Source organism: Dactylosporangium sp. NPDC051087 (genome assembly GCF_055586325.1).
In genome coordinates this window covers 46,847-71,004 of sequence record NZ_JBVJIJ010000044.1, presented here as the reverse complement: position 1 = coordinate 71,004, position 24,158 = coordinate 46,847, and the positions used below count along the sequence as shown (strand labels likewise).

Annotated in this window: 21 protein-coding genes and 1 pseudogene; 5 read left to right on the top strand and 17 right to left on the bottom strand. The window is 70.9% G+C overall.

Features of this window, described 5'->3' with window-relative positions; genetic code table 11:
* The first annotated feature begins 192 nt into the window (after window positions 1-192).
* The 3 genes from ACZ6TV_RS49915 to ACZ6TV_RS49905 all read left to right on the top strand — a co-directional run bounded on the left by ACZ6TV_RS49915 (window position 193) and on the right by ACZ6TV_RS49905 (window position 3,584).
* Window positions 193-2,157 carry a hypothetical protein gene (locus tag ACZ6TV_RS49915; RefSeq protein ID WP_465307797.1) on the top strand — a complete coding sequence of 655 codons (1,965 nt, stop codon included), beginning with the start codon at window positions 193-195 and terminating at the stop codon, window positions 2,155-2,157.
* A gap of 169 nt (window positions 2,158-2,326) precedes the next feature.
* Window positions 2,327-2,851, top strand: coding sequence for a hypothetical protein (locus tag ACZ6TV_RS49910; RefSeq protein WP_465307795.1), 525 nt, complete (start codon window positions 2,327-2,329; stop codon window positions 2,849-2,851).
* 136 nt (window positions 2,852-2,987) lie between these two features.
* The gene (locus ACZ6TV_RS49905) at window positions 2,988-3,584 is read left to right on the top strand and encodes a GNAT family N-acetyltransferase (RefSeq protein WP_465307793.1); all 597 of its coding nucleotides are present in this window, start codon (window positions 2,988-2,990) and stop codon (window positions 3,582-3,584) included.
* Window positions 3,585-3,756: 172 nt separating this feature from the next.
* Here ACZ6TV_RS49905 and ACZ6TV_RS49900 read toward each other — a convergent pair whose 3' ends face one another.
* The 6 genes from ACZ6TV_RS49900 to glgX all read right to left on the bottom strand — a co-directional run bounded on the left by ACZ6TV_RS49900 (window position 3,757) and on the right by glgX (window position 13,861).
* Window positions 3,757-5,118 carry an SPFH domain-containing protein gene (locus tag ACZ6TV_RS49900; protein WP_465307791.1) on the bottom strand — a complete coding sequence of 454 codons (1,362 nt, stop codon included), beginning with the start codon at window positions 5,116-5,118 and terminating at the stop codon, window positions 3,757-3,759.
* A gap of 22 nt (window positions 5,119-5,140) precedes the next feature.
* Window positions 5,141-6,835, bottom strand: a complete 1,695-nt coding sequence (locus tag ACZ6TV_RS49895) for a 4-alpha-glucanotransferase (protein ID WP_465307789.1) — start codon at window positions 6,833-6,835, stop codon at window positions 5,141-5,143.
* Between the two features lie 7 nt (window positions 6,836-6,842).
* Entirely contained in the window at window positions 6,843-7,667 is an 825-nt protein-coding gene (locus ACZ6TV_RS49890; RefSeq protein WP_465307787.1) for an MEDS domain-containing protein, read from the bottom strand.
* 147 nt (window positions 7,668-7,814) lie between these two features.
* On the bottom strand, window positions 7,815-9,521 hold the full coding sequence (gene treZ / locus ACZ6TV_RS49885; RefSeq protein ID WP_465307785.1) for a malto-oligosyltrehalose trehalohydrolase: 1,707 nt from the start codon (window positions 9,519-9,521) through the stop codon (window positions 7,815-7,817).
* Window positions 9,522-9,524: 3 nt separating this feature from the next.
* Window positions 9,525-11,747 carry a malto-oligosyltrehalose synthase gene (treY, locus tag ACZ6TV_RS49880; RefSeq protein ID WP_465307799.1) on the bottom strand — a complete coding sequence of 741 codons (2,223 nt, stop codon included), beginning with the start codon at window positions 11,745-11,747 and terminating at the stop codon, window positions 9,525-9,527.
* A gap of 8 nt (window positions 11,748-11,755) precedes the next feature.
* Entirely contained in the window at window positions 11,756-13,861 is a 2,106-nt protein-coding gene (gene glgX / locus ACZ6TV_RS49875; RefSeq protein WP_465307783.1) for a glycogen debranching protein GlgX, read from the bottom strand.
* A gap of 253 nt (window positions 13,862-14,114) precedes the next feature.
* Here glgX and ACZ6TV_RS49870 point away from each other — a divergent pair, with 253 nt between their 5' ends.
* Together ACZ6TV_RS49870 and ACZ6TV_RS49865 are read left to right on the top strand one after the other, a co-directional pair.
* Window positions 14,115-16,145 (top strand): amylo-alpha-1,6-glucosidase, encoded by a 2,031-nt coding sequence (locus ACZ6TV_RS49870; protein ID WP_465307781.1) that lies wholly within the window; start codon window positions 14,115-14,117, stop codon window positions 16,143-16,145.
* Between the two features lie 37 nt (window positions 16,146-16,182).
* A complete protein-coding gene (locus tag ACZ6TV_RS49865; protein ID WP_465307779.1) occupies window positions 16,183-17,658 on the top strand; it encodes a glycosyltransferase family 4 protein in 1,476 nt (491 codons plus the stop codon).
* A gap of 54 nt (window positions 17,659-17,712) precedes the next feature.
* Here the strand turns inward: ACZ6TV_RS49865 and ACZ6TV_RS49860 are convergent, their stop codons facing one another.
* The 11 genes and pseudogenes from ACZ6TV_RS49860 to ACZ6TV_RS49810 all read right to left on the bottom strand — a co-directional run bounded on the left by ACZ6TV_RS49860 (window position 17,713) and on the right by ACZ6TV_RS49810 (window position 23,923).
* Complete coding sequence (locus ACZ6TV_RS49860; protein ID WP_465307777.1) at window positions 17,713-18,027, bottom strand: DUF2461 family protein; 315 nt, start codon at window positions 18,025-18,027, stop codon at window positions 17,713-17,715.
* A gap of 109 nt (window positions 18,028-18,136) precedes the next feature.
* A pseudogene (locus ACZ6TV_RS49855) lies at window positions 18,137-18,331 on the bottom strand (DUF2461 family protein); the annotation flags it as partial.
* Window positions 18,332-18,341: 10 nt separating this feature from the next.
* Entirely contained in the window at window positions 18,342-18,587 is a 246-nt protein-coding gene (locus ACZ6TV_RS49850; protein ID WP_465307775.1) for a hypothetical protein, read from the bottom strand.
* Window positions 18,584-18,979: a DJ-1/PfpI family protein gene (locus tag ACZ6TV_RS49845; protein ID WP_465307773.1), complete on the bottom strand. Its 396-nt coding sequence runs from the start codon at window positions 18,977-18,979 to the stop codon at window positions 18,584-18,586. Before ACZ6TV_RS49845 ends, ACZ6TV_RS49850 begins: the two co-directional genes overlap by 4 nt.
* A complete protein-coding gene (locus ACZ6TV_RS49840; RefSeq protein ID WP_465307771.1) occupies window positions 18,970-19,917 on the bottom strand; it encodes a GlxA family transcriptional regulator in 948 nt (315 codons plus the stop codon). Before ACZ6TV_RS49840 ends, ACZ6TV_RS49845 begins: the two co-directional genes overlap by 10 nt.
* A 182-nt stretch (window positions 19,918-20,099) precedes the next feature.
* The gene (locus tag ACZ6TV_RS49835; RefSeq protein WP_465307769.1) at window positions 20,100-20,690 is read right to left on the bottom strand and encodes a MerR family transcriptional regulator; all 591 of its coding nucleotides are present in this window, start codon (window positions 20,688-20,690) and stop codon (window positions 20,100-20,102) included.
* Window positions 20,691-20,865: 175 nt separating this feature from the next.
* Window positions 20,866-21,330: a bifunctional nuclease family protein gene (locus ACZ6TV_RS49830; protein ID WP_033358824.1), complete on the bottom strand. Its 465-nt coding sequence runs from the start codon at window positions 21,328-21,330 to the stop codon at window positions 20,866-20,868.
* A 128-nt stretch (window positions 21,331-21,458) separates the two neighbouring features.
* The gene (gene ftsR, locus ACZ6TV_RS49825; RefSeq protein WP_465307767.1) at window positions 21,459-22,106 is read right to left on the bottom strand and encodes a transcriptional regulator FtsR; all 648 of its coding nucleotides are present in this window, start codon (window positions 22,104-22,106) and stop codon (window positions 21,459-21,461) included.
* 109 nt (window positions 22,107-22,215) lie between these two features.
* Window positions 22,216-22,656, bottom strand: a complete 441-nt coding sequence (odhI, locus tag ACZ6TV_RS49820; RefSeq protein WP_033358822.1) for an oxoglutarate dehydrogenase inhibitor Odhl — start codon at window positions 22,654-22,656, stop codon at window positions 22,216-22,218.
* 198 nt (window positions 22,657-22,854) lie between these two features.
* The gene (gcvH, locus tag ACZ6TV_RS49815) at window positions 22,855-23,238 is read right to left on the bottom strand and encodes a glycine cleavage system protein GcvH (protein ID WP_465307765.1); all 384 of its coding nucleotides are present in this window, start codon (window positions 23,236-23,238) and stop codon (window positions 22,855-22,857) included.
* Window positions 23,239-23,266: 28 nt separating this feature from the next.
* Window positions 23,267-23,923: a DUF881 domain-containing protein gene (locus tag ACZ6TV_RS49810; RefSeq protein WP_465307763.1), complete on the bottom strand. Its 657-nt coding sequence runs from the start codon at window positions 23,921-23,923 to the stop codon at window positions 23,267-23,269.
* Window positions 23,924-24,158 lie beyond the last annotated feature (235 nt).

Genomic DNA, 24,158 nt, shown 5'->3' with positions numbered 1-24,158 from the left:
ACACCAAGCCCGCGCCCGCACCAGCCACTACCGCCGCCGCGGCCACACCATCCATCAACCAGCATCTACATAACGAACCTGGGCTGTCGTACTAGTGAGGCCTTGGAATCGTCGTTCCATGCGGTAGCTCAATGGATTGAGGCAAATGTGTTGCCTGCCCCGGTTGAGGATCGACTCCTTGACCGTGTTCAAGTGGGACTTGGCAGAATCAGCACGCCGTGGCTGATTGTATTCGACAATGCGGCCGATGCTCGTCAAACCAAACGCTGGCTGCCGGGTACTGGTCTCGGGCATGTCCTGGTTACCACAACCGATCCGCTGTCCTGGCACGGTGCGCACATGTCAACAATGGAAGTGCCGGCGATGACAGAAAGTCAGGCCATCATTTTGTTGTCGCGACGGCTTGCCGCCAACGGTGATCGCGCAACTGCCGCCGCCGAAGATCGGATCGCTGCCCTCGCCGAGCGACTGCACCGATGGCCGCTGGCACTTGAACTGGCGTCGGCGTACTTGATGGACACACACGAAGGGCTGTCCGGCGCCGCGAACTATGAGCTTCTCGTCCGGCGGGCACTAGGTGACGAGGACTCGGTACCGCCCGGCTATCCGCGGACGCTAGTGGGAGCGGTCTTGCTCGCTGTTCGCAGGATTGAGCAGCGCGGTGAAACGAACGCAGCAGCGAAGGTTGCCCGCATGGCCTTGCGGTTTGGTGCATTCATGCACTCGCGTCAGATTCCCCTACATATCCTTCTGGCCTGCGTCTTCATCGAGCCCCATCAGGATATGCGCCAGGTGGTCGATTCGTTTGCGCCCTACCGTGGCACGGACCCGCCTGTTGGTGAGATTCTTCGGGAGATGTTGAAAGGTTCTCTGGTAGCCGTCGACATCCCAATTTTTGGCGGAGCCGACGAAAGTGAAACCGCCAGCTCGTTCGATTTCTCCATCAGTATGAACGAAATTGTTCAGGATGTGATTCGAGCGGATGTAGCTCGGGAAGATGCAACCGAGGTTGTCGTCACTCATGCAGGCTACTTCTCGCAGCGCTGGTTGCAACGGCTGATTGATGCTGACCGGCAGGACCTGGCCATGGTGCTCATCGGGCATTGCCGGCAGGTGTCGGTTGCTGCACTGGGTCACGGCGTCCGGAATTACGCGATCGCGCTCCTTTGGGGAAATTTGGCGGTGGCGCTCGGCTTTGCCGAGTGTTGGCTTGAGTCGGAGATCTATCTGCGTGCCGAGGTTGACTATCTCCGGACTACCGTAGATCGCCCTTCGCCGACGATGGCGATCGGCACCTATACCCAGCTCGCGGTCGCTCTAGTTAGACAGGCAGGGCGATCGGGGGATGTTGTCGAGGAAGTTTGCGACCTGCTGGACGAGGTCGTCGCCTGGCACGTGTGTGAGGGAGGGGCAACACTCGATCGTGCGAGTACGTCCACCTTCGGTGCGTTTCAGCTGGCATACGAACTGGCAAGCGAGCTACCGGGTCACCGCCGGATCGGCGAGCTGGCAGATCGCCTGCGGGCGCTGGTCGTGGACGACGATGCCGATGATCCGCAGACGACGATTGCGAAGGATGTTCATCGCCTGGGTGAGTGTCTGGTGGAGACGGACGACCTGGATACGTTCGTTGCTGAGTTGGACGGCCGACTCGGCGATCCGGCGTATGCGTTCCATCGGGTGACCTTGCGACGGCTCATGGTCGAGGCGAAGATTGAACAGCGGCGGTGGGATGAGGCGCTGAGCCTAGTTCGAGACTTCCATCAGCTCGTCGCGCTTCAGTCTTTGAGCTACGTGGATGTGGACGCCCTCGTTACCAACGTTGTCCATCATTGTCTAGGATTCTCTGATGCTTCGTCGCATGCTTTGCCAGTTGTTGAAGAGGTGCTGCGTCTGGCCGCTTCTTATCAGACCCGAGGTAATTCGTTCCGACCAGGTGATAGAGCGAGACTGGAAGTGGTGCAGGCATATCTGGCGATGCATCGAGGCAACTTCAGGACAATGCTCGAGATTCTCGACCGCGTGGACCGACCCGAACTTGAGGCTGTGGAGATCAAGAGGCCCGGTGGTGTAACTGCCGTCCATTGGATTATGACGAGGTGGGCGGAGTCCTCGGCAGGACAGATCCATCGGCTTGTCGAGATGTCCAATGAGTAAGGAGCGGAAGAAGCCGATTCGGCGCCCGATTCCAGTTCGGCGGCCGGTCGCTCCGCATGTTATGACGTACCCCCACATTGACGTGTCGGATCTGAATGGCTTTTTGTCTCCTAAGGTTTCGCCTGTGCTGCGGCCCCTGTACATAACTCTCCGCGCGCACCGCCTGGCCGTGAACGGCAAGAAGTTCTATTCTCCGCTCGCGACATGCTACGAGGTGGGCCGTATTCTGATGCTCCTTGGGTATCACGCCGACCTTAAGCAGGCAGCAGTGACTGTCACGGATCTGAATCGAAATGGTAGACCGATTGTGACGGTTGAAGATCATGTCGTGCTCGACGCAACGTCTTTTGGTCGATATGTCGACCCTGCCTTGTTCCTTCGACGAGAAGTTCGACGAATTGCGGGAGCCCGGCCGTCGACGGTGCCCGTCGCCTTTCCGTCCCCACCGGACGGAAGTCGTGTGCAGTTCGAAATTATTCGCATGCCCCATTCACTGATTTATGCTTTTCCTCTCGCCCGACCCATCGCGAATCCGGCCCAGCATGTAGAAGACCTTCTCGACGCTGAGCGCAACGTTGTGGTCGCGGCATGTAAAGCAGTTTCTGCCATTCTGACGATATGGCGCCATGATTCGAGCGAAATTGTCCTGAGTTCCGCATTGCTGGAGTATGTCAATGGTGAGACTGGAACGTGAGGTAAACGATTGACCTGCCGGAAATCGCCTACGTCGCGGCCCATGGCGGCGGCGTGGTTCCCGCACCGCGCATTCGGTGCGGCCTGCGAGGCGGCGGGAAGGATGCTGCGATGGGAGGTCGGGTAGCGTTTCGGGGATGTTCGGCAAGACGGCGGCGCCGGCGTTCAGGTGTGGGTTCGGCGGAGTGCACAGTGCGACCACCGCGCGGCTGGAGCTCGGTGTCCCGCGGCGCAAGGAGCTCCTCGACGTGTGGCGGCAGCTCGCGGACCGGGAGGTCAGGTTCCGGCTCGGCTGGGGCGAGGACGGGCCGTGGGTCGAGCAGGACGACACCGACCCGGTGGTGATCGCCGACACGGGAGCCGAGTTCGTGGGCCGGGACCCGCAGACCGGGGCGGTCGTCGTCAGCGCCGGGTTCGGGCGGGGCGAGGACGGGTTCATGGAGGTCGCCGGGCTCGTGCATCCGGCGTTCCGGCGGCTCGGGTTCGGGCGGGAAGCCCTCCAGGTGGTCTGCGCGTTCGCCCATCACCACTTCGGCATCGTGGAGCTGCGGGCGACGTGCGAGACCGACAACGAGGCGGGCAAGCGGTGGCTCGCGTCGGCCGGGTTCCTGCCCGTCGACGGGATCGGGTCGAAGACCCTGCCCGACGGCCGGACGATGGCGACGATCCGGTGGCGGCGCCTCGAACCGACCGCCCAGCGCCGCTGCAAGCGCCCGTTCATGCCGATCGCCTGACCCGGCCGGCGCCGCGAAACAAGCCCTGACCCGGCGGGCGCCGCGAAACAAGCCCTGACCCGGCGGGCGCCGCGGAACGGCCCTGGCCCGGCCGGCATCGCGAAGAGGCTGACCCCGGCCGGCGCCGCGAAAAGGGCAGCGACGCCGGCCGGGGTGCTCACGCGGCGGGCGGTTACGGCTTCTTGAGCGTCGCCTGGAGGGCGCCGACGACGCCGGCGAGTTCGGCGAGCAGGCCGCTGACCGTCGAGGTGTCGTTGCCGCCGATGGTGACGGCCCGCAGCTCGGCGGGTTTCGGCAGCTTGGACACGATCTCCGGCAGGGCGTCGATCAGGCGGGCCTGGATGCTCTCCGGCGACTGCGTGTTGTCGATGTCGGCGCGCAGCCGGGTCCGGTCCAGCTCCAGCAGCCCCTGCTCGTGGACGGCCTGCGCCCGGATCGTCTCGACGGCCAGTTCGCCGTCGACGGTGAGGCGGCGCAGTTCCGCTTCGCGGGCGATGCGCAGCCGGCCGATCTCGGCCTCCTCGGCGGCGCGGTCGCGTTCGAGGGCCATCGTGTGCCGGGCCGTCGCGTCCTGCAGGTCGGCGAGCGCGCGGCTGTCCTCCTCCTGCCGCTGCGACCGGCGCAGCCGCTCGCCCGACTCCTGGTCGAACTGCAGCGCCGCGTTGCGGGCCCGCAGGTCGGCGAGCTCCCGGTCGCTTTCGATCTGCTGCGTCTGCCGCAGCCGCGACGCGGCGAGCTCCCGCGTGCCGATGGCCTCGTCGGCGGCGAGTTCCGCGAGGCGCGCGATGCGTCCCTGTTCGCTGCGGTACGGCTTCTGCAGGTTCTCCCACAGCCGCGACGAGCTGACCACGGCCTCCTTGATCTGCACGGTGACGATCCGCAGGCCGAGACCCGCGGAGCCGGAGCTGCCCTCGGCGACGGCGCGGAGCCGGGCGGTGAGCTCCTCGATGATCGGCTGTTTGTCGCTGAGGACGTCGCTGACGCCGAGGGTGGCGACCTTGTCCTTGATGGCCGCCTCGGCCTGCTCTTTGAGCTGCAGGTTGACCAGGCGCATCGGGTCCTCGGCGTCGCCGAAGTCGAGCTTGCGGTACGCGGTGGAGAAGTCCTCGATGATCCACTGCACGTACGCCTGGACGAGGACGCCCTGCAGTTCGCGGCAGATGCAGAAGGCGTTGATCAGGATGGTCTGCATCGCGCCCGGCACGACGAGATACGAGTCGGTGGCCGGGTTGTAGCGGAACGAGACGCCGAGACCGACGTGCAGCGGCTCGCCACGGCCGCGGCGGGTGTGCACGACGAACGCGTTCGGCGGGACGATGACGGTCTTCCACCGGCCGAACCCGGTGACCCTGACCTCGACGGCGTTGGGCGCGGGCTGGCTGGCCTGCTGGCGGCCACCGCCGCGGCTCGGCCCGCCCGCCGACGCGGCGGCCTGCGCGACCGGCACGGGCGCGCTGCGCTTGGAACGCAGGTCGTTCTCGAGGCGCTCCTGCTGTGCGACAACCTGCTCTAGGTAGGTGTTCCCGCTCGACATGCGCCCATCTTCATCGACCCCGTCAAGAGGCCGAGAACAGGTCCGCGATCTGTTTCATCCGCGCGTCGGTGGTCAGGTCCTCCAGGGACAGCGGCAACGGGATCCGCCAGTTCGGGTACTGGGTCGTCGTCCCGGGCAGGTTCGGCTGGCGGGCCTCGCCGAGCACGTCGTACGGCGACGCGAGCACGATCCGGCACGGGGTCCGCACCAGCAGCTGGTGCATCGCGAGGACGATCTCCTCGTCGGTGCTGTCCGGCCCGGTGAGCCCCTCGGCGTCGAGCAGGTCGAGCAGCGCGGTCCGGTCGGCGGTCGCCGCGGCCCATTCGAGTTTCACGTCACGGGTGAGGACACCGGCCTCCGCGCGGGACAGGACGTGCTCCCCGGACAGGAACCCGGCGGCGGTCGGCAGGTCGTGGGTGGAGACGCTGGCGAGGGCGTTCTCGGGCCAGTCGCCGGGCGGCAGGAAGCGGCCGTCGTCGTCGCGGGTGAACCACAGCACGGCGGAGCCGAGGATGTTGCGGTCCTGCAGGGTGGTGGTGACGACGTCCTCGACGGTGCCGAGGTCCTCGCCGACGACGACGGCGCCGGCGAGTTTCGCCTCCTCGACGAGGATGCCGAGCATCGCCTCGTCGTCGTAGTAGACGTAGGTGCCCTGCGCCGGGGTCTGGCCCGGCGGTACCCACCACAGCCGCCACAACCCGGCGACGTGGTCGACGCGGAGCCCGCCGGCATGCTTGAAGATCTCCCGGAGCAGGGTCCGCCAGGCGGTGTACCCCGTGCCGGCGAGCCGGTCGGGGCTCCACGTCGCGAGCCCCCAGTCCTGCCCCTGCTGGTTGAACGCGTCCGGGGGCGCGCCGACCTTCGCGCCGGCGGCGATGACGTCCTGCATCGTCCACGCGTCGGCGCCGCCGGGGTCGATGCCGACGGCGAGGTCGTGGATGATGCCGACGGCCATCCCGGCGGCGGCGTCGTTCGCGGCGGCCAGCTGCGCCTCGCAGCGGCGTTGCAGCCAGGTGTGGAACGCGACCGCGGCCGGGTCGGCGGCGGCGTACGCGGCGGGACCCGGCCGGCGCAGCTCCTCGGGCCACGCCCGCCAGTCGGGGCCGTGGTCGGCGACGAGCGCGCAGTACACGGCGAAGTCGGTGAGCTCGGACCGCTCGGCGACAGGGCCCTCGCCCGGCGGGCAGAGCAGCGTCAGCGCGGCGCGTTTCGCCCGCCACACCCCGTCGTAGTCGATGAGCCCGTCGGCGGCGTCGGCGGGCCGCAACGCGTCGACGGCCTCGCGGACCGAAACGTCGGCGGCCCGGTACTCGGGCAGGTCGGTGATCCGCAGGTACAGCGGGTTCACGAACCGCCGCGACGACGGCGAGTACGGCGACGCCGGCAGCGGGTCGACGGGCGCGACGGCGTGCAAGGGGTTGACGAGGACCGCCCCGGCGCCGGTCGACGCCGCCCACCGGGTGAAGGCCGCCAGGTCGGCGAAGTCTCCGACCCCCCACGAGCCGGCCGAGCGCAGCCCGTACAGCTGGAGCATCCACCCCCAGGTCCGCGGCACCTCGTGCAACGGCCCCGACGGCACCACGGGCGCCGGCGCACCTGCCGCGGAGGGCGGCCCGAGCAGCGACAGCACCGTGTCGACGACGTCGGGCGCGATGTCGACACGGACACCGTCGGAGGTCTCGTAGTAGGTCGCGACACCGCGGGGGAAGGCTGGCACGCGGCTGTCATACCCCGCTGATCTGGTCGCGAAGCACGAGGCCGGGCACGGCGTCGGCGCCGACCAGGCTCAGCGCCTGCCGGACCCCGCGGGTGCAGCGCACGACCGTGTGCCGGTTGGGCCGCGACTCGGCGAACCGGACGATGGCCCGCGCCCCGGCGGCGTCGACGAACCGCAGGTCGCTGGCGTCGAGCAGGACGGTGCTGTCGACCTCGGTGACCAGGCCGAGGATCGACGGCAGCGCCCCGGTGTTGGACGCGTCGAGCTCACCGGACAGCCGCAGGTGGGCACCCCAGCCGCCGATGGTGAACCGCAGCAGCGGCCCGGAGTGCACGGCCCCGATCGCGGTGAGGGCGTCCTTTTCGAAGCGGCGCCGGTCGTACAGGCAGAACACGGCGACCCGCCCGTCACCGAAGAACCGGTTGACCGCCGCCTCGTAGGCGACCAGGTCGCCCGTGTCGAACCCGGCCCGCAACGCCCACGTCATCTGCGCGGCGACGCAGACCGCCTCGTACCCGTCGGCGAACGCCTCGTCGCGCACCGTGGTGAGCCCGTCCAGCATCTGCTCGACCCGCCCCGCCCCGGACGCCTCGAACCCGACCCCGTGAACGGCGACGACGAGCTGCCCGGCGACGGCGTCGGGCGCTGCGGCCACGACCTGCCTGGCGAGGTCGGCGTCGCCGGCATCGAGGAGGACCACCACCCGCTGCCCGGGGCGGACACTGTCCTTCACGAACGCGGTGAGCAGGTCACGGCACTCGTCGTCGCCGGCATAGGTGACACACACGTGCTCACCCAGCCGCCACGACGGCACCGTGCGCCCCTCCGACACCTCCCAAGACTATGGACAAACCACCGCGCGGGCTAGAGCGCCGCTGCCGAACCTGGCAGAGCGCTACCTGGCCGACACGCGGTGTCCCGCCTGCGCCGGGTTCCTCACCGCCGCGGCGGCCGTACACGTGAAGCACATGAAAGGCCGCTAGATGATGGCCGCGGATTCCGGGGGGAGGGTCAGGGACGAGGCTTGGAGGACGGCGGCGTCGTCGGTGGTGAAGAGGAGGCAGTCGGCGGACAGGGGGACGGTGCGGGGGTCCGCGGTGAGGTTGGCGATGACCACGTGCGGGCCGCGGCGGATCAGCAGGAGCCCGTCGTCGTGGGTCACCTCGACGAGGTTCAGGCGCGGGTCCGACAGGGCGGGGTGGCGTTTGCGGAGGGCGATCAGCGACCGGTACACCGCGAGCATCGCCTGGTCCTGCGCGGACCAGTCCAGGTGTGAGCGTTCGAACGTGGCGGGGTCCTGCGGGTCGGGGACGTCGCCCGGTGGCCAGCCGTGCTCGGCGAACTCCTCGCGGCGGCCTTCCCGGACGGCGGTGGCCAGGGACGCCTCGGGGTGGCTGGTGAAGAACTGCCAGGGGGTGCGGGCCGCGAACTCCTCGCCCATGAACAGCATCGGTGTGAACGGGGACGTGAGCAGCAGGGTCGCGCCGACCTTCAGCAGGCCCGGGGACAGCGAGGCGGTCAGCCGGTCGCCGGTGGCGCGGTTGCCGATCTGGTCGTGGTTCTGCAGGCAGACCACGAAGCGGTGGCCGGGGATCTTCGCGACGTCGACCGGGCGGCCGTGCCGGCGGCGGCGGAACGACGACCAGGTGCCGGCGTGGAAGAACGCCTCGGTCCAGACCTTGGTGAAGCAGGCGGGGGAGCCGAAGTCGCCGTAGTAGCCCTGCCGTTCGCCGGTGAGCATGGCGTGCAGCGCGTGGTGGACGTCGTCGTCCCATTGGGCGTGCAGGCCGTATCCGCCGCCTTCGCGGGCGGTGACCAGGCGGGCGTCGTTGAGGTCGGACTCCGCGATCAGCGACAGCGGCCGGCCGACCGCGGTGGACAGCGCGTCGACGGCGACGGCGAGTTCCTCGAGGAGGTGGGTGGCGCCGCGGTCGACGAGGGCGTGGACGGCGTCGAGGCGCAGGCCGTCGGCATGGTAGTCGCGCAGCCACTGCAGGGCGCTGTCGATGATGAACGAGCGGACCTCGCCGGAGTCGGCCTCGTCGAGGTTCAGCGACCGGCCCCACGTGTTCGCGCCCGCCGACAGGTACGGGCCGAACGACGGCGTGTACGCGCCGGATGGGCCGAAGTGGTTGTAGACCGCGTCGATGATCACGCCCAAACCAAAACCGTGGGCGGCGTCGATGAAGCGTTTGAGGCCGTCGGGGCCGCCGTAGGACTCCTGGACGGCGTGCCAGCCGACGCCGTCGTAGCCCCAGTTCCATTCGCCGTTGAAGGTGTTCACGGGCAGCAGCTCGACCAGGTCGACGCCGAGGTCCCGCAGGTAGGGGAGTTTCTCGATGGCGGTGTCGAAGGTGCCGCCGGGGGTGAACGTGCCGACGTGCAGCTCGTAGACGACGCTTCCGGGCAGCTGGCGGCCCGTCCAGTTCCGGTCGTTCCAGGTGTACGTGTCGTGCTCGTACACCTGGCTGAGTCCGTGCACACCGGCTGGTTGCCGGCGGGACCGCGGGTCGGGCAGGGGGTCGCCGTCGTCGATGACGAACCCGTAGTCGGTGCCGTGGCCGGCGTCGGGGAGGGTCAGGGTCCACCAGCCGCCGTCGCCGGCGGTCATGGGCCGGGCGGCGCCGGACGACAGGGCGAGGCCGACGGTGCGGGCCTGCGGGGCCCAGACGCGGAACTCGTGCACGGGCTATCCCCTCACCAGGAGCGCGACCGGGTACGCCGACAGGATGTCGCCGACCCGGGTGGAGCCGACCTCGCGGCCGGTCAGGACGTCGGTCCAGGTGCCGCCGGGCAGTTTCAGGTCCTCGCCGTTCCAGCCGCCGGACGCGGCGAGCCGCAGCGGCAGCCGGGTCGCGACGGTCAGGGCGCCGCCCCGGTCGAACGCGACGGTGTGGCCGGCGGCGTCGCCGGTGACGGTCACCGGCTGGTACCGCTGGAACAGTTCCGGCCGGTCCCGCCGCAGGCGCAGCGCCCGGCTGACGACGAGGAGCTTCGCGACGCCGGAGTCGTCGACGGGTGGTGGTGCCGCGGCGGCGTCGAGCGCGGCGAGCAGGTCGCGGCGTTCGGCGAAGTCGACGGGGCGCCGGTTGTCGGGGTCGACGAGGGAGTCCTCCCACAGTTCGGTGCCCTGGTAGACGTCGGGGACGCCGGGCATGGTGAGCTGCACGAGCTTCTGGCCGAGGGCGTTGGACCAGCCGAACGGCCGGATCCTCGCCACGGCCGTCTCCACGTCGGCGCGCAGCTGGGCGTCGTCGTGCAGGAGCCGGACGGCGGCGGCGAACGTCGCCTCGAACGTCTCGTCGGGGGTGTCCCACGACGTGGAGCGGTTCGCTTCGCGGGCCGCCTTCGTCAGGTACGCCTGCAGCCGTTCGGCGGTGACCGGCCACGCGCCGACGACGGTCTGCCAGAACAGGGACTCGAACGACGGGTCGGGGATGCCGACCCGGCCGAGCAGCGGTGTCAGCAGGTCCGGGTCCTCGGACAGGACGGCGAGCCGGGCGCGGACGTCCTCGCCGCGTTTCGTGTCGTGCGTCGACAGGGTCGTCATCCCCGCCGGCCAGTCCTGGAGGCGGCGGGCGGCGGCGGCGTGGAACTCCTCCGGCGGCACCCCGAACCTGGACGGGTCCCCGCCGACCTCGTTCAGCGCGAGGAACCGGTTCCAGCGGTACATGGCGGTGTCCTCGACACCTTTCGCCATGACGGCGCCGGTCAGCTGCTGGAAGCGGGCGCACAGCTCGTCGGCCGGGTCGGTCAGCCGGGGGGTCAGCGCGTCGAGGGCTTCGGCGAGGTCGGGGCGGCGGCGTTTCGTCTCCTCGGCGGCCGCGTCGAAGTCGGGCCGCCCGTACGGCAGGTACGTGCGGTACACGTGGAAGTTCGCGGCCAGCTCGGCGAGCAGCTCCTTCGAACCCGGTGCGAGGGCGTCGAGGCGGCGCAGCTCGGCGGGGAACAGCCGGCGGGTCACGTCGAGCTTCTGGTCGTGCGCTTCCTCGGCCCAGTCCGGGCCGTCGAACGGCGGGGCGCCGGCCGGGTCGATGAAGAGGCCGCAGACGTCGCCGAGGGCGTCGTAGCCGGTGGTGCCGTCGACCGGCCAGTGCGGCGGCAGCGGCTCGCCGCGCTCCAGGATCTTCTCCACGACCAGCCACGCGTCCGGGGCCCGCTCGCGCAGCGCGGTGAGGTAGCCGCCGGGGTCGCGCAGCCCGTCGGGGTGGTCGACGCGGATGCCGTCGACGTCGCCGTCGGCGACCCAGCGCAGCACTTCCGCGTGGGTCGCGTCGAAGACGGCCGGGTCCTCCACCCGTACACCCGCCAACTCCGTCACGGCGAAGAACCTGCGGTAATTGAGCAGCTCGTTGCCGAGCCGCCAGTCGACGAGCCGGTAGTGCTGCCGGTCGTGCACCTCCTGCGGGGTGCCGTCGGCGGTGCCGGGGGCGATGGGGAAGCGGTGCTCGTAGTAGCGCAGCTCGCCGCTGTCGATCGACAGTTCGGCGACGGCGGCGGCGGACCCGAGGACGGGCACGACGATCGGGCCGGAGGACCAGTCGATGTCGAACCAGTCCGCGTACCGCGACGACCGGCCGTGCGTGAGCACGTCCCACCACATGGGGTTCGCCGCGGGCTGGAACAGGCCCATGTGGTTGGGGACGATGTCGACGATCAGGCCGAGGCCCTGCTGCCGCAGCGTGTCCGCGAGGCGTCGCAGGGCCGGCCGGCCGCCGAGCTCGGGGTTGGTCCGGGTCGGGTCGACGACGTCGTAGCCGTGCGGGGATCCCGGTGTCGCGGCGAGCAGCGGCGCCGAGTACAGGTGGCTGGCACCCAGGTCGTGCAGGTAGCCGGCGAGCCCGGCGGCCGCGTCGAGGTCGAAGTCCGGTCGCACCTGGACGCGGTACGTCCCGGTGGGGAAGTTCGCCACCACCGCGGTCACACCGTCCGGTCGAGCACGACGAGGGACCGGTCCGGCACGACGATGGTGCCGCCGGCCGTGTACGACACGCCGCCGCGCGCCGACCCGGGTGCGGTCGCGATCACCAGCTCCCACTCCTTGCCGTAGTCGGACTGCGGGATGACGAAGTCGACGGGCTCGTAGTGGGCGTTGAAGCACAGCAGGAACGAGTCGTCGACGTGCCGCTCGCCGTGCGAGCCGCGTTCGGTGATCGACTCGCCGTTGACGAACAGCATGAGGGCCTTGCCGAAGTGGTTGTCCCAGTCCTCCTCGGTCATCTGCCGGCCGTTGGTGGCGAACCACGCCACGTCGGGGATCGGCGTGCCCTCCTGCCGGGTGACGGGCCGGCCGGTGAAGAACCGGCGGCGGCGGAACACCCGGTGCCGTTCGCGGAACGCGGCGAGACCGCGGGTGAAGGCGAGGAGCTGCTCGTCGACGGTGTCCCAGTCGACCCAGCTGATGTCGTTGTCCTGGCAGTACGCGTTGTTGTTGCCGCCCTGGGTGCGGCCGAGCTCGTCGCCGGCGCAGAGCATCGGCACGCCCTGGCTGAGCATGAGGGTGGTGAGGAAGTTGCGGCGCTGCTTCGCCCGCAGCGCCGTGATCTCCGGGTCGTCCGACGGGCCCTCGACGCCGCAGTTCCACGACCGGTTGTGGCTCTCGCCGTCGCGGTTGTCCTCGGTGTTCGCCTCGTTGTGCTTGTCGTTGTACGACACGAGGTCGTTGAGCGTGAACCCGTCGTGGCAGGTGACGAAGTTGATGCTGGCGAACGGGCGGCGGCCGTCGTCCTGGTACAGGTCGGCCGAGCCGCAGATGCGGGACGCGAACTCGCTCAGCGTCGCGGGCTCGCCGCGCCAGAAGTCGCGGACGGTGTCGCGGAACTTGCCGTTCCATTCCGTCCACAGCGGCGGGAAGTTGCCGACCTGGTAGCCGCCGGGGCCGACGTCCCACGGCTCGGCGATCAGCTTCACCTGGTTGACGACCGGGTCCTGCTGCACGACCTCGAAGAACGTGGACAGGCGGTCGACCTCGTAGAACTCGCGCGCGAGGGTGGAGGCGAGGTCGAAGCGGAAGCCGTCGACGCGCATCTCCGTCACCCAGTACCGCAGCGAGTCCATGATCAGCTGCAGGGTGTGCGGGTTGCGGACGTTGAGGCTGTTGCCGGTGCCCGTGTAGTCGGTGTAGTAGCGGTTGTCGTCGTCCTCGAGCTTGTAGTAGTGCCCGTTGTCGATGCCCTTGAAGCCGAGCGTCGGGCCCAGGTGGTTGCCCTCGGCGGTGTGGTTGTAGACGACGTCGAGGATGACCTCGATCCCGGCGGCGTGCAGGGCCTTGACCATGCCGCGGAACTCCTGGACCTGCTGGCCGCGGTGCCGGCGGGCGTAGCCGTGGTACGGGGCGAAGAAGCCGATCGTGTTGTAGCCCCAGTAGTTGGACAGGCCGAGCTCGACCAGGCGCTGGTCGTGCACGAAGTGGTGGACCGGGAGCAGCTCCAGGGCGGTGATGCCGAGCCGGCGCAGGTGCTCGATGATCGCCGGGTGGGCGATGCCGGCGTACGTGCCGCGCAGTTCCTCCGGCACGTCCGGGTGCCGCATCGTGAGGCCCTTCACGTGCGCCTCGTAGACCACGGTGTGGTGGTACGGCACGCGCGGCGCGGCGTCGTTGCCCCAGTCGAAGTACGGGTTGACGACGACGGCCTTCGGCATGAACGGCGCCGAGTCCGCGGTCGACATCTGCTCGGGGTCGTTGAAGTCGTACCCGTAGACGGCGGGGTCCCAGGCGATGTCACCGTCGATCGCTTTCGCGTACGGGTCCAGCAGCAGCTTGTGCGGGTTGCACCGCAGGCCCCGCGACGGGTCGTACTCGCCGTGGACGCGGAAGCCGTACCGCTGTCCCGGGTCGACGCCCGGCAGGTACGCGTGCCACACGAACGCGTCGACCTCGACGAGTTTGATGCGCTCCTCGACGTCGTTGTCGTCGAAGAGGCACAGTTCGACCCCCGTGGCCACCTCGGAGAAGATCGCGAAGTTCGTGCCCTGCCCGTCGTACGTAGCACCCAACGGGTACCGGTTGCCCGGCCAAACCTGCATCTCAGCTCCTGCTCCATCGCTGCGTCCGCCACTCGGCACCGGTGTTCAACCGGGACCGCGTTGCCACAGTGTTACGTGCGTCGAAAGTTCACGCGCGGGTACGCGCGAAGCTGGCTGCCATATGCCCAGTGCCCTCAATAATGAATCGTGCCGGGCCACGGGTCGGCTTTCCGACAACGGTCGGGGATGAATCACACCTCGATTTCGTCGTGGCGCACGTTTCAACCAAGGGGGTTCGGATCATAGTGGGCACATGCCCCCGGGATCGGCCATGACCTTCGGCCCCCATGTCTGCAATTCGCCCGCCGGGTTCGAACACGAGTGGCTCGTCACCGACGGTACCGGTGGTCACGCGACCGGGACCCTTTCGGGGCTCCGCACCCGCCGCTACCACGGTCTGCTCGTCACGCCGGAGCGGCAGCTGGCGCTCGCCGCGCTCGACCCGGTCGTCACGCTCCCCGGCGGCGCCGTCGTGCGGCTCGCCGTGCACGAGTGGGCGTCCGGCGCGGTCGACCCGGCCGGCCACCAGCATCTGGAGCTGTTCGAGCTCGCCGACGGCGTGCCGCGGTGGCGGTGGCGGATCGGTGAGGTCGTCGTCGAACGCGAGGTCGCGATGACCCGCGGCCGCAACAGCGTCGCCGTCGTGCACCGGCTCGTCGCCGCGCCCGACGGCGCGACGGTCGAGCTGGCCCTGACCGCGTTGTGCACGTGGCGGGCCGCCGACGCCGAACGTGACCGGACCGGCGAACCGCCGTCGGTCGTGGCGCCGGACGGTGGCGGGTTCACCGTCGAGGACGCCTACCGGGTGGACGGGCCCGGGTTCCGGCCGGTCGGCGAGTGGTACCTCGACGCGTACACCCGCGAGGAGGACGCCCGGGGGCTGAACCCGGTCGAGGACCTGTGGGCCGCCGGGACGTTCCAGGCGGTGCTGGCGGTCGGTGAGACGCTGTCGGTGTCCGCGTGGTCGGGTGATCTCGCGTCCCCGCCGCCCGCGGCGCCCGTGGTCGTGGCCGACGCGCGGCGGCGGGCCAGGAAGCTGCTGCGGGCCGCGGGCCCCCGCGACGCCGTCGACAAGGCACTCGTCCTCGCCGCCGACCAGTTCATCGTCACCCGGCCCGACGGGACACCCGCGGTCATCGCCGGGTATCCGTGGTTCGGCGGCTACCTGCGCGACACGATGACCGCGTACGAGGGACTGTTCCTCGAGACGGGCCGCGCCGAGGAGGGCGCCCGGCTCCTGCGCGCCCACGCCGACCTGCCCGACCGCATGCGTGGCACGGCGCCGCTGAACGACGCCGACGGGCCGTTGTGGTTCGTGCACGCCGCCGAACGGCACGTGCGCCGCACCGGCGACGACGCGTTCGCCGCGGAGCTGCTGCCCGTGCTGGAGGGGGTGATCGCCGCGTACACGAAAGGCACCGGCGACGGGGTCCGGGTCGACCCGGCCGACGGCCTCCTCGCCATCGACGCCGACACCGCCGGCCTGACCTGGATGAACGCCCGCCTCCCGCGCGGGCCGATCACCCCGCGGGACGGCAAACCCGTCGAGCTCAACGCGCTGTGGGCCAACGCGCTCGGCGCCGTCGGCGCGCTGCGGGAACGCTGCGGCCGGGACGCGTCCGTCGTCCACGCCCGCCGCGACGCGGTGAAGGCGCAGGTCGTCAAACGCTTCCGGGCGCCCGACGGGTGGCTGTTCGACGTCGTCGACGCGCACCCCGCCGCGTATCCGAAGGGCGGCGGCAGCCTCCACGACGACGCGGTGCTGCGCCCCAACCAGCTGCTCGCGTTCAGCCTGCCGTACGCGCCGGCCGCCGACGAGCCGCACCTGCGTTCCCGGGTCCTGCAGGCGGTCGGGTCGACCCTCGTCACCCCGCTCGGCCTGCGCAGCCTCGCCACCGGCGAGTACGGCTACCACGGCACGCACCGCGGCGGGGTGGTCGCCCGGGACAGCGCGTACCACCAGGGGACCGCGTGGGTGTGGTGGCTCGGCCCGTACGTCGACGCGAGGGTCGCCGCCGGTCTGCCGGTGGACGCGGCGCTCGCCGCCGTCGAGGCGCACGTGGGGGAGTGCGGTCTCGGCTCGGTCAGCGAGATCGCGGAGGGTGACGCTCCGCACCGCCCGACCGGTGCCCCGTTCTCCGCCCGGTCGGTCGCCGCCGTCCTCCACGCGAGGGCCGTGGTCAGGGAAAACCGCAAGTTGCAAACCGCAACTGCGGAAAAATCGGGAAAGATGAAATTGGCCCGCGAAGCTGCTCCGCGCAAGCGCCGGAACGCGCTACGGTGACAGTCGGCGACGAGAGGTATCCGCTATGCGCGTATTGATGATCGCCTGGGAATTCCACCGACCGACGACCGATGCGACGCCCCGCGGGCGCGTCGCTGCCCTGTCCGCGGCGCTGGTCGCCGCCGGCCACCAGGTGACCGTGGTGACCCGCCACGCTGCGGACGCCCCGTCCGAGGCGCTCGTCGACGGGGTCCGGGTGGTCCGCGCCGAGGCGCCGTCACCCGCCGACACGTCCGGCGGCGGGCTCGGCCAGACCATGGCCGTCAACCACCTGCTCGCGGAAGCGGCCGTGCGGACGGTCCCGCCCGGCGGGTATGACGTGATCCACGCCCACGACTGGCTCGTCACCCACGCCGCCGTCACCCTCAAGGAGGCCCTCGGCCTGCCGTTCGTCGCCTCCATGCAGGCCACCGAGGCGGGCCGGCACCAGGGGTATCTGACCGGCGAGACCAGCCGCTCCGTGCACTCCGTCGAGTGGTGGCTCGGGTCCGAGGCGGTCCGGGTGATCGTGCCGACGCACTACCTGCGCTGGGAGGTCCAGCACCTCTTCGACGTCCCCGCCACGCGGGTCGACGTCGTGCCCAACGGCATCGACCCCGACATGTGGACAGCGACGGCCCGCGAGGTCCTCGCCGCCCGGCTCCGCTTCGCCGGTGAGGGCCCGCTGCTCGTGTACGCGGGCCGCCTCATCGCCGAGAAGGGCGTCCAGGACCTCCTGGAGGCGCTGCCCGCGATCCGCGACCGGCACCCCGGCACCCGCGCCGTCGTCGCCGGCGACGGCGAATACCGGGCCGCGCTCATCGAGGAGGCCCGCAAGCGCAAGCTGCACCGCGCCGTCAGCTTCCCCGGCCACCTCGACCAGCGCACCCTCGCCGCGGTCCTCGCCGCCGCCGACGCGTTCGTCATGCCCAGCCGGTATGAGGCGACCGGCACCGTCGCCCTGGAGGCCGCGGCGTCGGGGGCGGCGCTGGTCGTCGCGTCGACCGGCGGGCTCGCGTCCATCGTCGAGCACGGCGTCACCGGCGTCCGGTTCCCCGTCGGCGAGCCCGACGGCCTCGCCGACGCCGTGACCGCCCTGCTGCAGGACCCGATGTTCGCCCAGGGCCTGGCGGGCAAGGCCCGGCAGATGGTCCGGGAGCGGCACTCGTGGGCGGCGACCGCGGCCCGCACCGCCGCCGTCTACGCCGACGCGGTCGCCTCGGCGCCCGCCTTCGAGGCGCGGCGGCAGGCGGCCCTGATCGGCAGCGGCCTGCCCGTCGTCTTCGTCCCGCCGGGCAACCTCCTCGCCGACCCGCCGGCCGTCCCCGTGGGCGAGCCGCCGGAGCTGCTCGTCCGCGCCGCCGCGGAGGAGGCCGCGTGGCAGGCGGGCGCGTCCGCCGCGCGGGAGGCGATCCGGACCGAGGGCGCCCTGTGGCTCGACGCCGCCGAACGTGAGGCCGCCGACCGCGCGGAGGCCGCCCGGGCCGCCTCCGCCCCCTTCGACGTCGTCCTCGCCGCCGTGGAACGCCGCTGACGATGCCCGTGACCCGCCGCCCCGGCGACGACCGGGCGGCGGGTCAGGCGCGCGTCACGTGTGGATGGCCAGCCAGTCCTGCAGCGGCGCGCAGGAGCGGAAGAACGTCACCAGGTGCGTCTTCGCCTTCGCCGTGCCCAGCCACGGGCGCAGCGGGAACTGGTGCCACGCGATCAGGCCCTTGTGCCGCAGCAGGACGGCGCGCGGGTGGTCCTTCGGGTAGCCGCGCGGCACCGACTTCAGCTGCTCGTGCGACGTGACCGACGTGCCCTCCGCCTCCAGCGCGGCGACGATCCCGGTCAGCGGCACGCCGCTGGAGTCGTCGGCGACCGCCTGCCGGAACTTCGCCAGCCGCGGCGGGTCCATCATGTACGCACCGGCGCCCGCCGCCAGGCCCGCGGCAGGTCAGCTGGACGTAACCGCCGCGCTCGAACGACGCCGCGCAGGACGTCTTGTACGGGGACTTGTCGGCGCTGAACCGGACGTCCCGATACGGCCGGAAGATCTTCGCCGGGCCGAACTCGGGCGCGAGCTCCGCCAGCAGCTCGGCCATCGGCGCGCGGACCTGCTCGTCATAGAGGGCCTTGTGGGCCGTCCAGAACGTCTTGGAGTTGTCGGCCTCGAGGCCGTCGTAGAAGTCGAGGGCCTCGGCGGCCCAGCCACGGAACGCCACGAGCCGCAGTCTACGTCGACATCACCAGGTGCGAGTTCGCCCGCAGGTGCGACACGAGCGCCGGTGCGGCGGTGGCGGGGGAGCCGGCGGTGAACGGCGGCCGGGGGTCGTACTCGACCGCGAGCTGGATCGCCTCGGCGACCCGCGGGCCGGCGATCTCGGCGGCGAGGGTGAGCGCCAGGTCGATGCCCGCGGAGACGCCGGCGCCGGTGACGTACTTGCCGTCCCGCACCACCCGCTGGGCGGCGGGTGTCACGCCGTACGCCGGGAGCCGGTCGAGCGCGAGCCAGTGCGTCGTCGCGGTCGGCCCGCCAGCAGGCCGGCGGCGGCGAGGATCAGCGAACCGGAGCACACCGACGTCGTCCACGTGGTGGCCGGGTCGGCGGCGCGGAGCCAGTCGAGCAGGGCGGTGTCGGTGACCTGCGCCCGGACGTCGGGGCCGCCGGGGACCAGGACCAGGTCCGGGTCGGGGCAGTCGGCGAGGGCCCGGTCGGCGACGAGGGACAGCGCGCCGGTGTCGGTGCGGACGGGCCCGGCGTTCACCCCGGCGAACGTCACCCTGGCCCCGGGCAGCCGGGACAGGACCTCGTAGGGGCCGATCGCGTCGAGCGCGGTCATCCGCTCGTACAGGACGAAGATCATCTGCATCGGAAGCGCTCCTTGTAGTCGTTGGGTGAGACGCCGATGGCGCGGACGAACGCGCGGCGCATCGCCTCGGCGGTGCCGTAGCCGCAGGCGCGTGCCGCGTCCTCGACGAACGCGCCCTCCTCCAGGCGGCGGCGGGCGGTCTCCAGGCGGACCCGGTCGACGTACCGGCCGGGCGGGGTGCCGACCTCCGCGGTGAACGCCCGGCTGAACTGCCGCGGCGACAGGTTCGCCAGGCGGGCGAGGGCGCCGACGGTCAGGTCGGCGGCGGGGTGCTCGGCGATGTGCCGCTGCACCTCCCGCAGCGGGTCACGTTCGGCGAGCTGCGCCTCCAGGTGGGCGCTGAACTGCCGCTGCCCGCCGGGGCGGCGGACGAACATGACGAGGTGCCGGGCGATCCGCAGGGTGAGCTCGCGGCCGTGGTCCTCCTCGACGATCGCCAGGGCCAGGTCGATGCCGGCGGTGACCCCGGCGGACGTCCACACGGCCCGGTCGTGGACGAAGATCGGCTCGGTCTCGACGGTGACGGCGGGGAAGCGGCGGGCGAGGGTGGCCGTGTACTGCCAGTGGGTCGTGGCGCGGCGCCCGTCGAGCAGACCCGCCTCGGCGAGGAGGAACGCGCCGGTGCACACCGACGCGACCCGTCCGGCGTCGCGGGCGGCGGCGCGCAGCCACGCGACGAGCCGCGGGTCACCGGACCGGGTGCCCCGCCCGCCGGGGACGAGCAGCACGTCCGCCGGACCGGCGAGGGTCAGGTCCTCGTCGGGGAGCAGCCGCAGGCCGCTGGACGCGCGGACCGGCACGCCGCCGACGCTGCCGCTGCGGATGGTGTACGAACCGGGCCTGGCCTCCTCGGCGCCGGCGAAGACCTCGACCGGGCCGGTGACGTCGAGGCTCTGCACCCCGTCGAAGAGTGCCACCAGGACCCGTCGTGCCGTCATGCCTCGATCGTCGCCGTGGCGGGCCGGCGTCCGCAACGACGCCGACCCCACCTTTCATGCCACGCGTTTCTCGAGCTTTTCCCGGCGCGGAGTGCCGGGTGCCGTCGCGGTCTGGCACGGAAACGCCGGTCGACCGTGGGGGTGGTCGACCGGCGTGAGTGACGCGGAGCTTGCGGTTGCCCTCAGCCGGCGCGGCGGCGGGCGCGGCGCATGGCCAGCTCGTCGCCGCCCGTCTGGGCGAAGTCGTCGGCGGAGGCGGGGACCTCCTCGGCGGGGGTGGCCGCCTCGGCGGGCAGGTGCGACAGCGTGCCCTCGATCTCCTTGAACGCGCCGGAGATCGCGATGCCGAACACGCCCTGGCCGCCCTGGAGCAGGTCGACGACCTCTTCGGGGGAGCGGCACTCGTAGACGGTGGTGCCGTCGGAGATGAGGGTGATGCCGGCCAGGTCGGCGACGCCGCGGGAGCGCAGCGTCTCGATCGCCTTGCGGATGTTCTGCAGCGACACCCCGGCGTCCAGCAGGCGCTTGACGACCTTGAGCACGACGATGTCGCGGAACGAGTAGAGCCGCTGGCTGCCTGAGCCCGCCGCGTCCCGAACGCTCGGCACGACCAGCCCGGTGCGGGCCCAGTAGTCGAGCTGCCGGTAGCTGATCCCGGCGGCGTGGCAGGCGGTCGGACCGCGGTAGCCGACGTCGTCGGACTTGGCGAAAGCACTCACCGAAACCGTGTCAGCAGCATGACCGGATATCCCGGGATCGGGCGGCTGTTGCATTGCGACCCACCTCCAGCGTCAACACCGGCAACCCTATAGCGCACGTTGAGGGTCTGCGGGGAGGTAACGCCGCGACACGCCGCGTGCCGGGTCGCCGAATTTTCCGCGCGTCGCCACTGGGATGCTTTGTCCCGTTTTGTCGCCGGTACGGAAGGTGCCTCCGCTGCCGAACCTACTACCCGGCGAAGTCCTCCGGGCGGACCTGCTCGAGGAACTCGCGGAACTTCTCCACCTCGTCCTCCTGCTCGTCCGGGATGACGATCGCGGCCTCGGTGAGCACCTGGTCCGCACAACGGATCGGCGCGCCGACCCGCAACGCGAGCGCGATCGAGTCACTCGGCCGGGCGGAGACCCGCACGTTGTCGCCGATGACCAGCTCGGCATAGAAGATGTTGTCCCGCATCTCGACGATCTCGACCGCCTTCAGCGGGGCCTTGAGCGCCGCCAGCATGTCGCGCATCAGGTCGTGGGTCAGCGGCCGTGCAGGCTTGACCCCCTGCTGCTCATAGGCGATCGCGGTCGCCTCCACCGCACCGATCCAGATCGGCAGGTAGCGGTCGCCGTCGACCTCCTTGAGCAACACGATGGGCTGATTGGTAGGCAGCTCCACGCGAACACCGACCACATTCAGCTCTCGCACTGCCCGCCTCCGTGTCGACTTGCCACTCCCTGCACGGTACACGGACAGGGGGGCGGTAGTGCCACTCGCGCCACCGGCCAAGTGCGCTCAGTGGCGAAGATCGCTCCCGTCGAGGGTGTCAGGGAGGGTCACTTACCGAGGATTTCGCGGAGCCCGGCCCGGACCAGCGCGGCGTGGACCCGCTGCGTCAGCGCGGCGAGCTCGTGGACGGTGTCCGCGGCCCGGGCCCGCGCCGCCGGCCCGCTCTGCCGGGTCATCGGCGTCACCAGCTGGCTGAACAGGCCGATCTCGCGGTCCGCGGCGCCCCGGTAGGCCCGCAGGTGGCGCGGCTCGATGCCGAACTCGCCCAGCCGCGCCGCGGCCGTCGCGACCTCGAGGGCGTCGGCGTCGAACCCGCCGCCCGGACGGGCCTTGACCAGGCCGTGCTCCTCCAGGGCGCGCAGCGTGGCGTCGGCGAGGCCGGCCTTGTCGAGCAGCTCCTCGCGGTTGAGCCGCACCTCGGGCGCGGCCTCGACGGGCATCGACTGCGACACGTCGGTCAGCGGATCGCCCATCGTGGCGAGATGCTCGCGGATCACCCGCAAGGGGAGATACTGGTCACGCTGGGCGGTCAGGACGTACCGCAGCCGCGAGATGTCGGTCCAGGTGTACTTGCGGTAGCCCGCGGGCGTCCGCCGTGGCTCGACGAGGCCCTCGGTCTCCAGGAAGCGCAACTTGGAGATCGTGACGTCGGGGAAGTCGGCGCGCAGCTGCGCGAGCACCTCGCCGATGCTCATCAGGCGCTCACCCCGGGCAGCGCTGTGGGGACCGCCCTGAGGACCGCCACGGTCGTGACCGTCGCGGTCCTGCGGTGTCTCCCAGGCGGCTGCCGACGCCGTCATCGCCTCAGCTCTCGTCGGGGCGCGGTCCTGCGACGAACACGAGGCGGAACTTGCCGATCTGGACCTCGTCGCCGTTGCTCAGGGTCGCGGCCTCGACCCGCTCACGGTTCACATACGTGCCGTTGAGGCTGCCCACGTCGCGGACGGTGAACGTGCCACCCTCACGGTGGAACTCGGCGTGGCGGCGGGACACCGTCACGTCGTCGAGGAAGATGTCACTGTCGGGGTGCCGGCCACTGGTCGTCACGTCGTGGTCGAGCAGGAAGCGCGCACCGGCGTTGGGCCCGCGGCGCACCGCCAGCAGGGCCGTGCCCGGCGGGAGCGACCCCGACACGCGGGTGGGGACCACGTCGTCGTCCGGCCCGGCGATGGCATCCTCAATGGCGCCAAGGTTGAGCGTGGACGTGACGTCGAGCGGGGGGAACTCGTCGTCTGGGCGCGTCATGGAACCACCTCACGGTCGACTGCTGCGGTGTCCTCCGATGCGACAGGCCAATGCATACGGTTGACTGAGCGAGCCTAGTCACGCCCGAAATCACGGGTCAACCAGACGCGCGGCAGCGCGTGGCCGTATTTCCTGTCGCATGTCGTCGGACGATTTCTTGGGGAAGGACCCGGTCACCATTGTCGGGTCCCGTGCTGCTCAGCTGTTTTCGGTCAGTTCCCGATATGCCGCGGCGTCGAGCAGGGCGTCGACCGCCGCCGGGTCGTCGGCCTTGAGCTCGACGAGCCAGCCGTCGCCGTAAGGGTCGGAGTTGACCGACTCGGGCGCCGTGTCCAGCGCCGAGTTGACCGCGACGATCTCACCCGACACCGGCGCGTAGATCTCCGACACGCTCTTGGTGGACTCGACCTCGCCGAACGAGTCACCGGCCTGCACCTTCGCGCCGACCTCGGGCAGCTGCACGAACACGATGTCGCCCAACGCCGCCTGAGCGAAGTCGGTGATGCCGACCTTGAAGGCGCCGGCGTCCGCCGGTGCGAGCCACTCGTGCTCCGCCGTGTAGCGCAGTTCCTCGGGAATCACGTCGGTCCTTCGCTCGTCGCTTCGTGTTTCAGGCGGGCTTCGCGTACTTCAACTCACCGGCAGTGTGCAACGCGGTGACCCGCACCGGGTCCGCTTCGCGCACCAAGACCGTACCGCCGTGCTGTCGCACGCTGTCCACCACCCCTCCGGGGATGTTCAGCGCCGTGCGCATGGTGTCGGGCCCTCCGATGACCATGATCGTATACGGTGCGGCGAGACTCAGCCCCGCGACCACCAGCCGGTCGTTGTCCCCGTCCACGAAGTACGTGGCCGCCACGATCCGCACCGTGCCCCCGTCACGCCCGCTGATCTGCATCGCCTCGGCCCCGGCCCCGCGCAGCTCCTCGACCGCGTCGAGGATCACCTCCGCCTTGACCTTCTCCGTCCCCGGGGTGATCTCGATCGACAACCCGGGCCCCTCGGCGGGCAGCGTCCCCGCCAGGATCCCCAGCTCGTCGGCCCGCTTCCGCGCCTCCGCGAGCGCCGCGTCGCGCCCCTGCGCCCCGGAGTCGAGCTGCCGCCGGCTGTCCTCGAGGTCACTGATCTCCCGCCGCAACCGGTCCTGCTGCGCGTCCAGGTCGGAGAGGATCCGCACGAGGTCCTCCGGCCGGGCGGCGGCGAGCTCGGCGTCGGAGCTGCCCGCCTTGAACTGCACCGAGATCCCGAACCCGAGCAACGCCAGCAACAACGCGATGACGAGCCCGGTCCCACCCCGCCGCTTCCCCTGCCCGGCAGCCGAACCTCCGCGGTCCGCTCCGCCCCGGTCGTCGCGCGACCTGGATTCGCCGTCCATGTGCCGGGCTGCCGAACCTCCGCGGTCCGCTCCGCCCTCATCGTCGCCGGGTCCGGATCCGCCCTCTGTTCCGGACATTTCCGAAATGTCGGTCGAATGGAGAGCTGGGATGCCGCCGCCGGGGGCT

Bases quoted from the DNA above. Each gene is read 5' to 3' on its own strand.
- ACZ6TV_RS49905 (WP_465307793.1), top strand. From the start codon at position 2,988: ATGTTCGGCAAGACGGCGGCGCCGGCGTTCAGGTGTGGGTTCGGCGGA.
- ACZ6TV_RS49900 (WP_465307791.1), bottom strand. From the start codon at position 5,118: ATGTCGAGCGGGAACACCTACCTAGAGCAGGTTGTCGCACAGCAGGAG.
- glgX (WP_465307783.1), bottom strand. From the start codon at position 13,861: ATGCAGGTTTGGCCGGGCAACCGGTACCCGTTGGGTGCTACGTACGAC.
- ACZ6TV_RS49870 (WP_465307781.1), top strand. From the start codon at position 14,115: ATGCCCCCGGGATCGGCCATGACCTTCGGCCCCCATGTCTGCAATTCG.
- ACZ6TV_RS49865 (WP_465307779.1), top strand. From the start codon at position 16,183: ATGATCGCCTGGGAATTCCACCGACCGACGACCGATGCGACGCCCCGC.
- ACZ6TV_RS49860 (WP_465307777.1), bottom strand. From the start codon at position 18,027: ATGATGGACCCGCCGCGGCTGGCGAAGTTCCGGCAGGCGGTCGCCGAC.
- ACZ6TV_RS49845 (WP_465307773.1), bottom strand. From the start codon at position 18,979: ATGCAGATGATCTTCGTCCTGTACGAGCGGATGACCGCGCTCGACGCG.
- ACZ6TV_RS49840 (WP_465307771.1), bottom strand. From the start codon at position 19,917: ATGACGGCACGACGGGTCCTGGTGGCACTCTTCGACGGGGTGCAGAGC.
- ACZ6TV_RS49835 (WP_465307769.1), bottom strand. From the start codon at position 20,690: ATGCAACAGCCGCCCGATCCCGGGATATCCGGTCATGCTGCTGACACG.
- ftsR (WP_465307767.1), bottom strand. From the start codon at position 22,106: ATGAGCATCGGCGAGGTGCTCGCGCAGCTGCGCGCCGACTTCCCCGAC.
- odhI (WP_033358822.1), bottom strand. From the start codon at position 22,656: ATGACGCGCCCAGACGACGAGTTCCCCCCGCTCGACGTCACGTCCACG.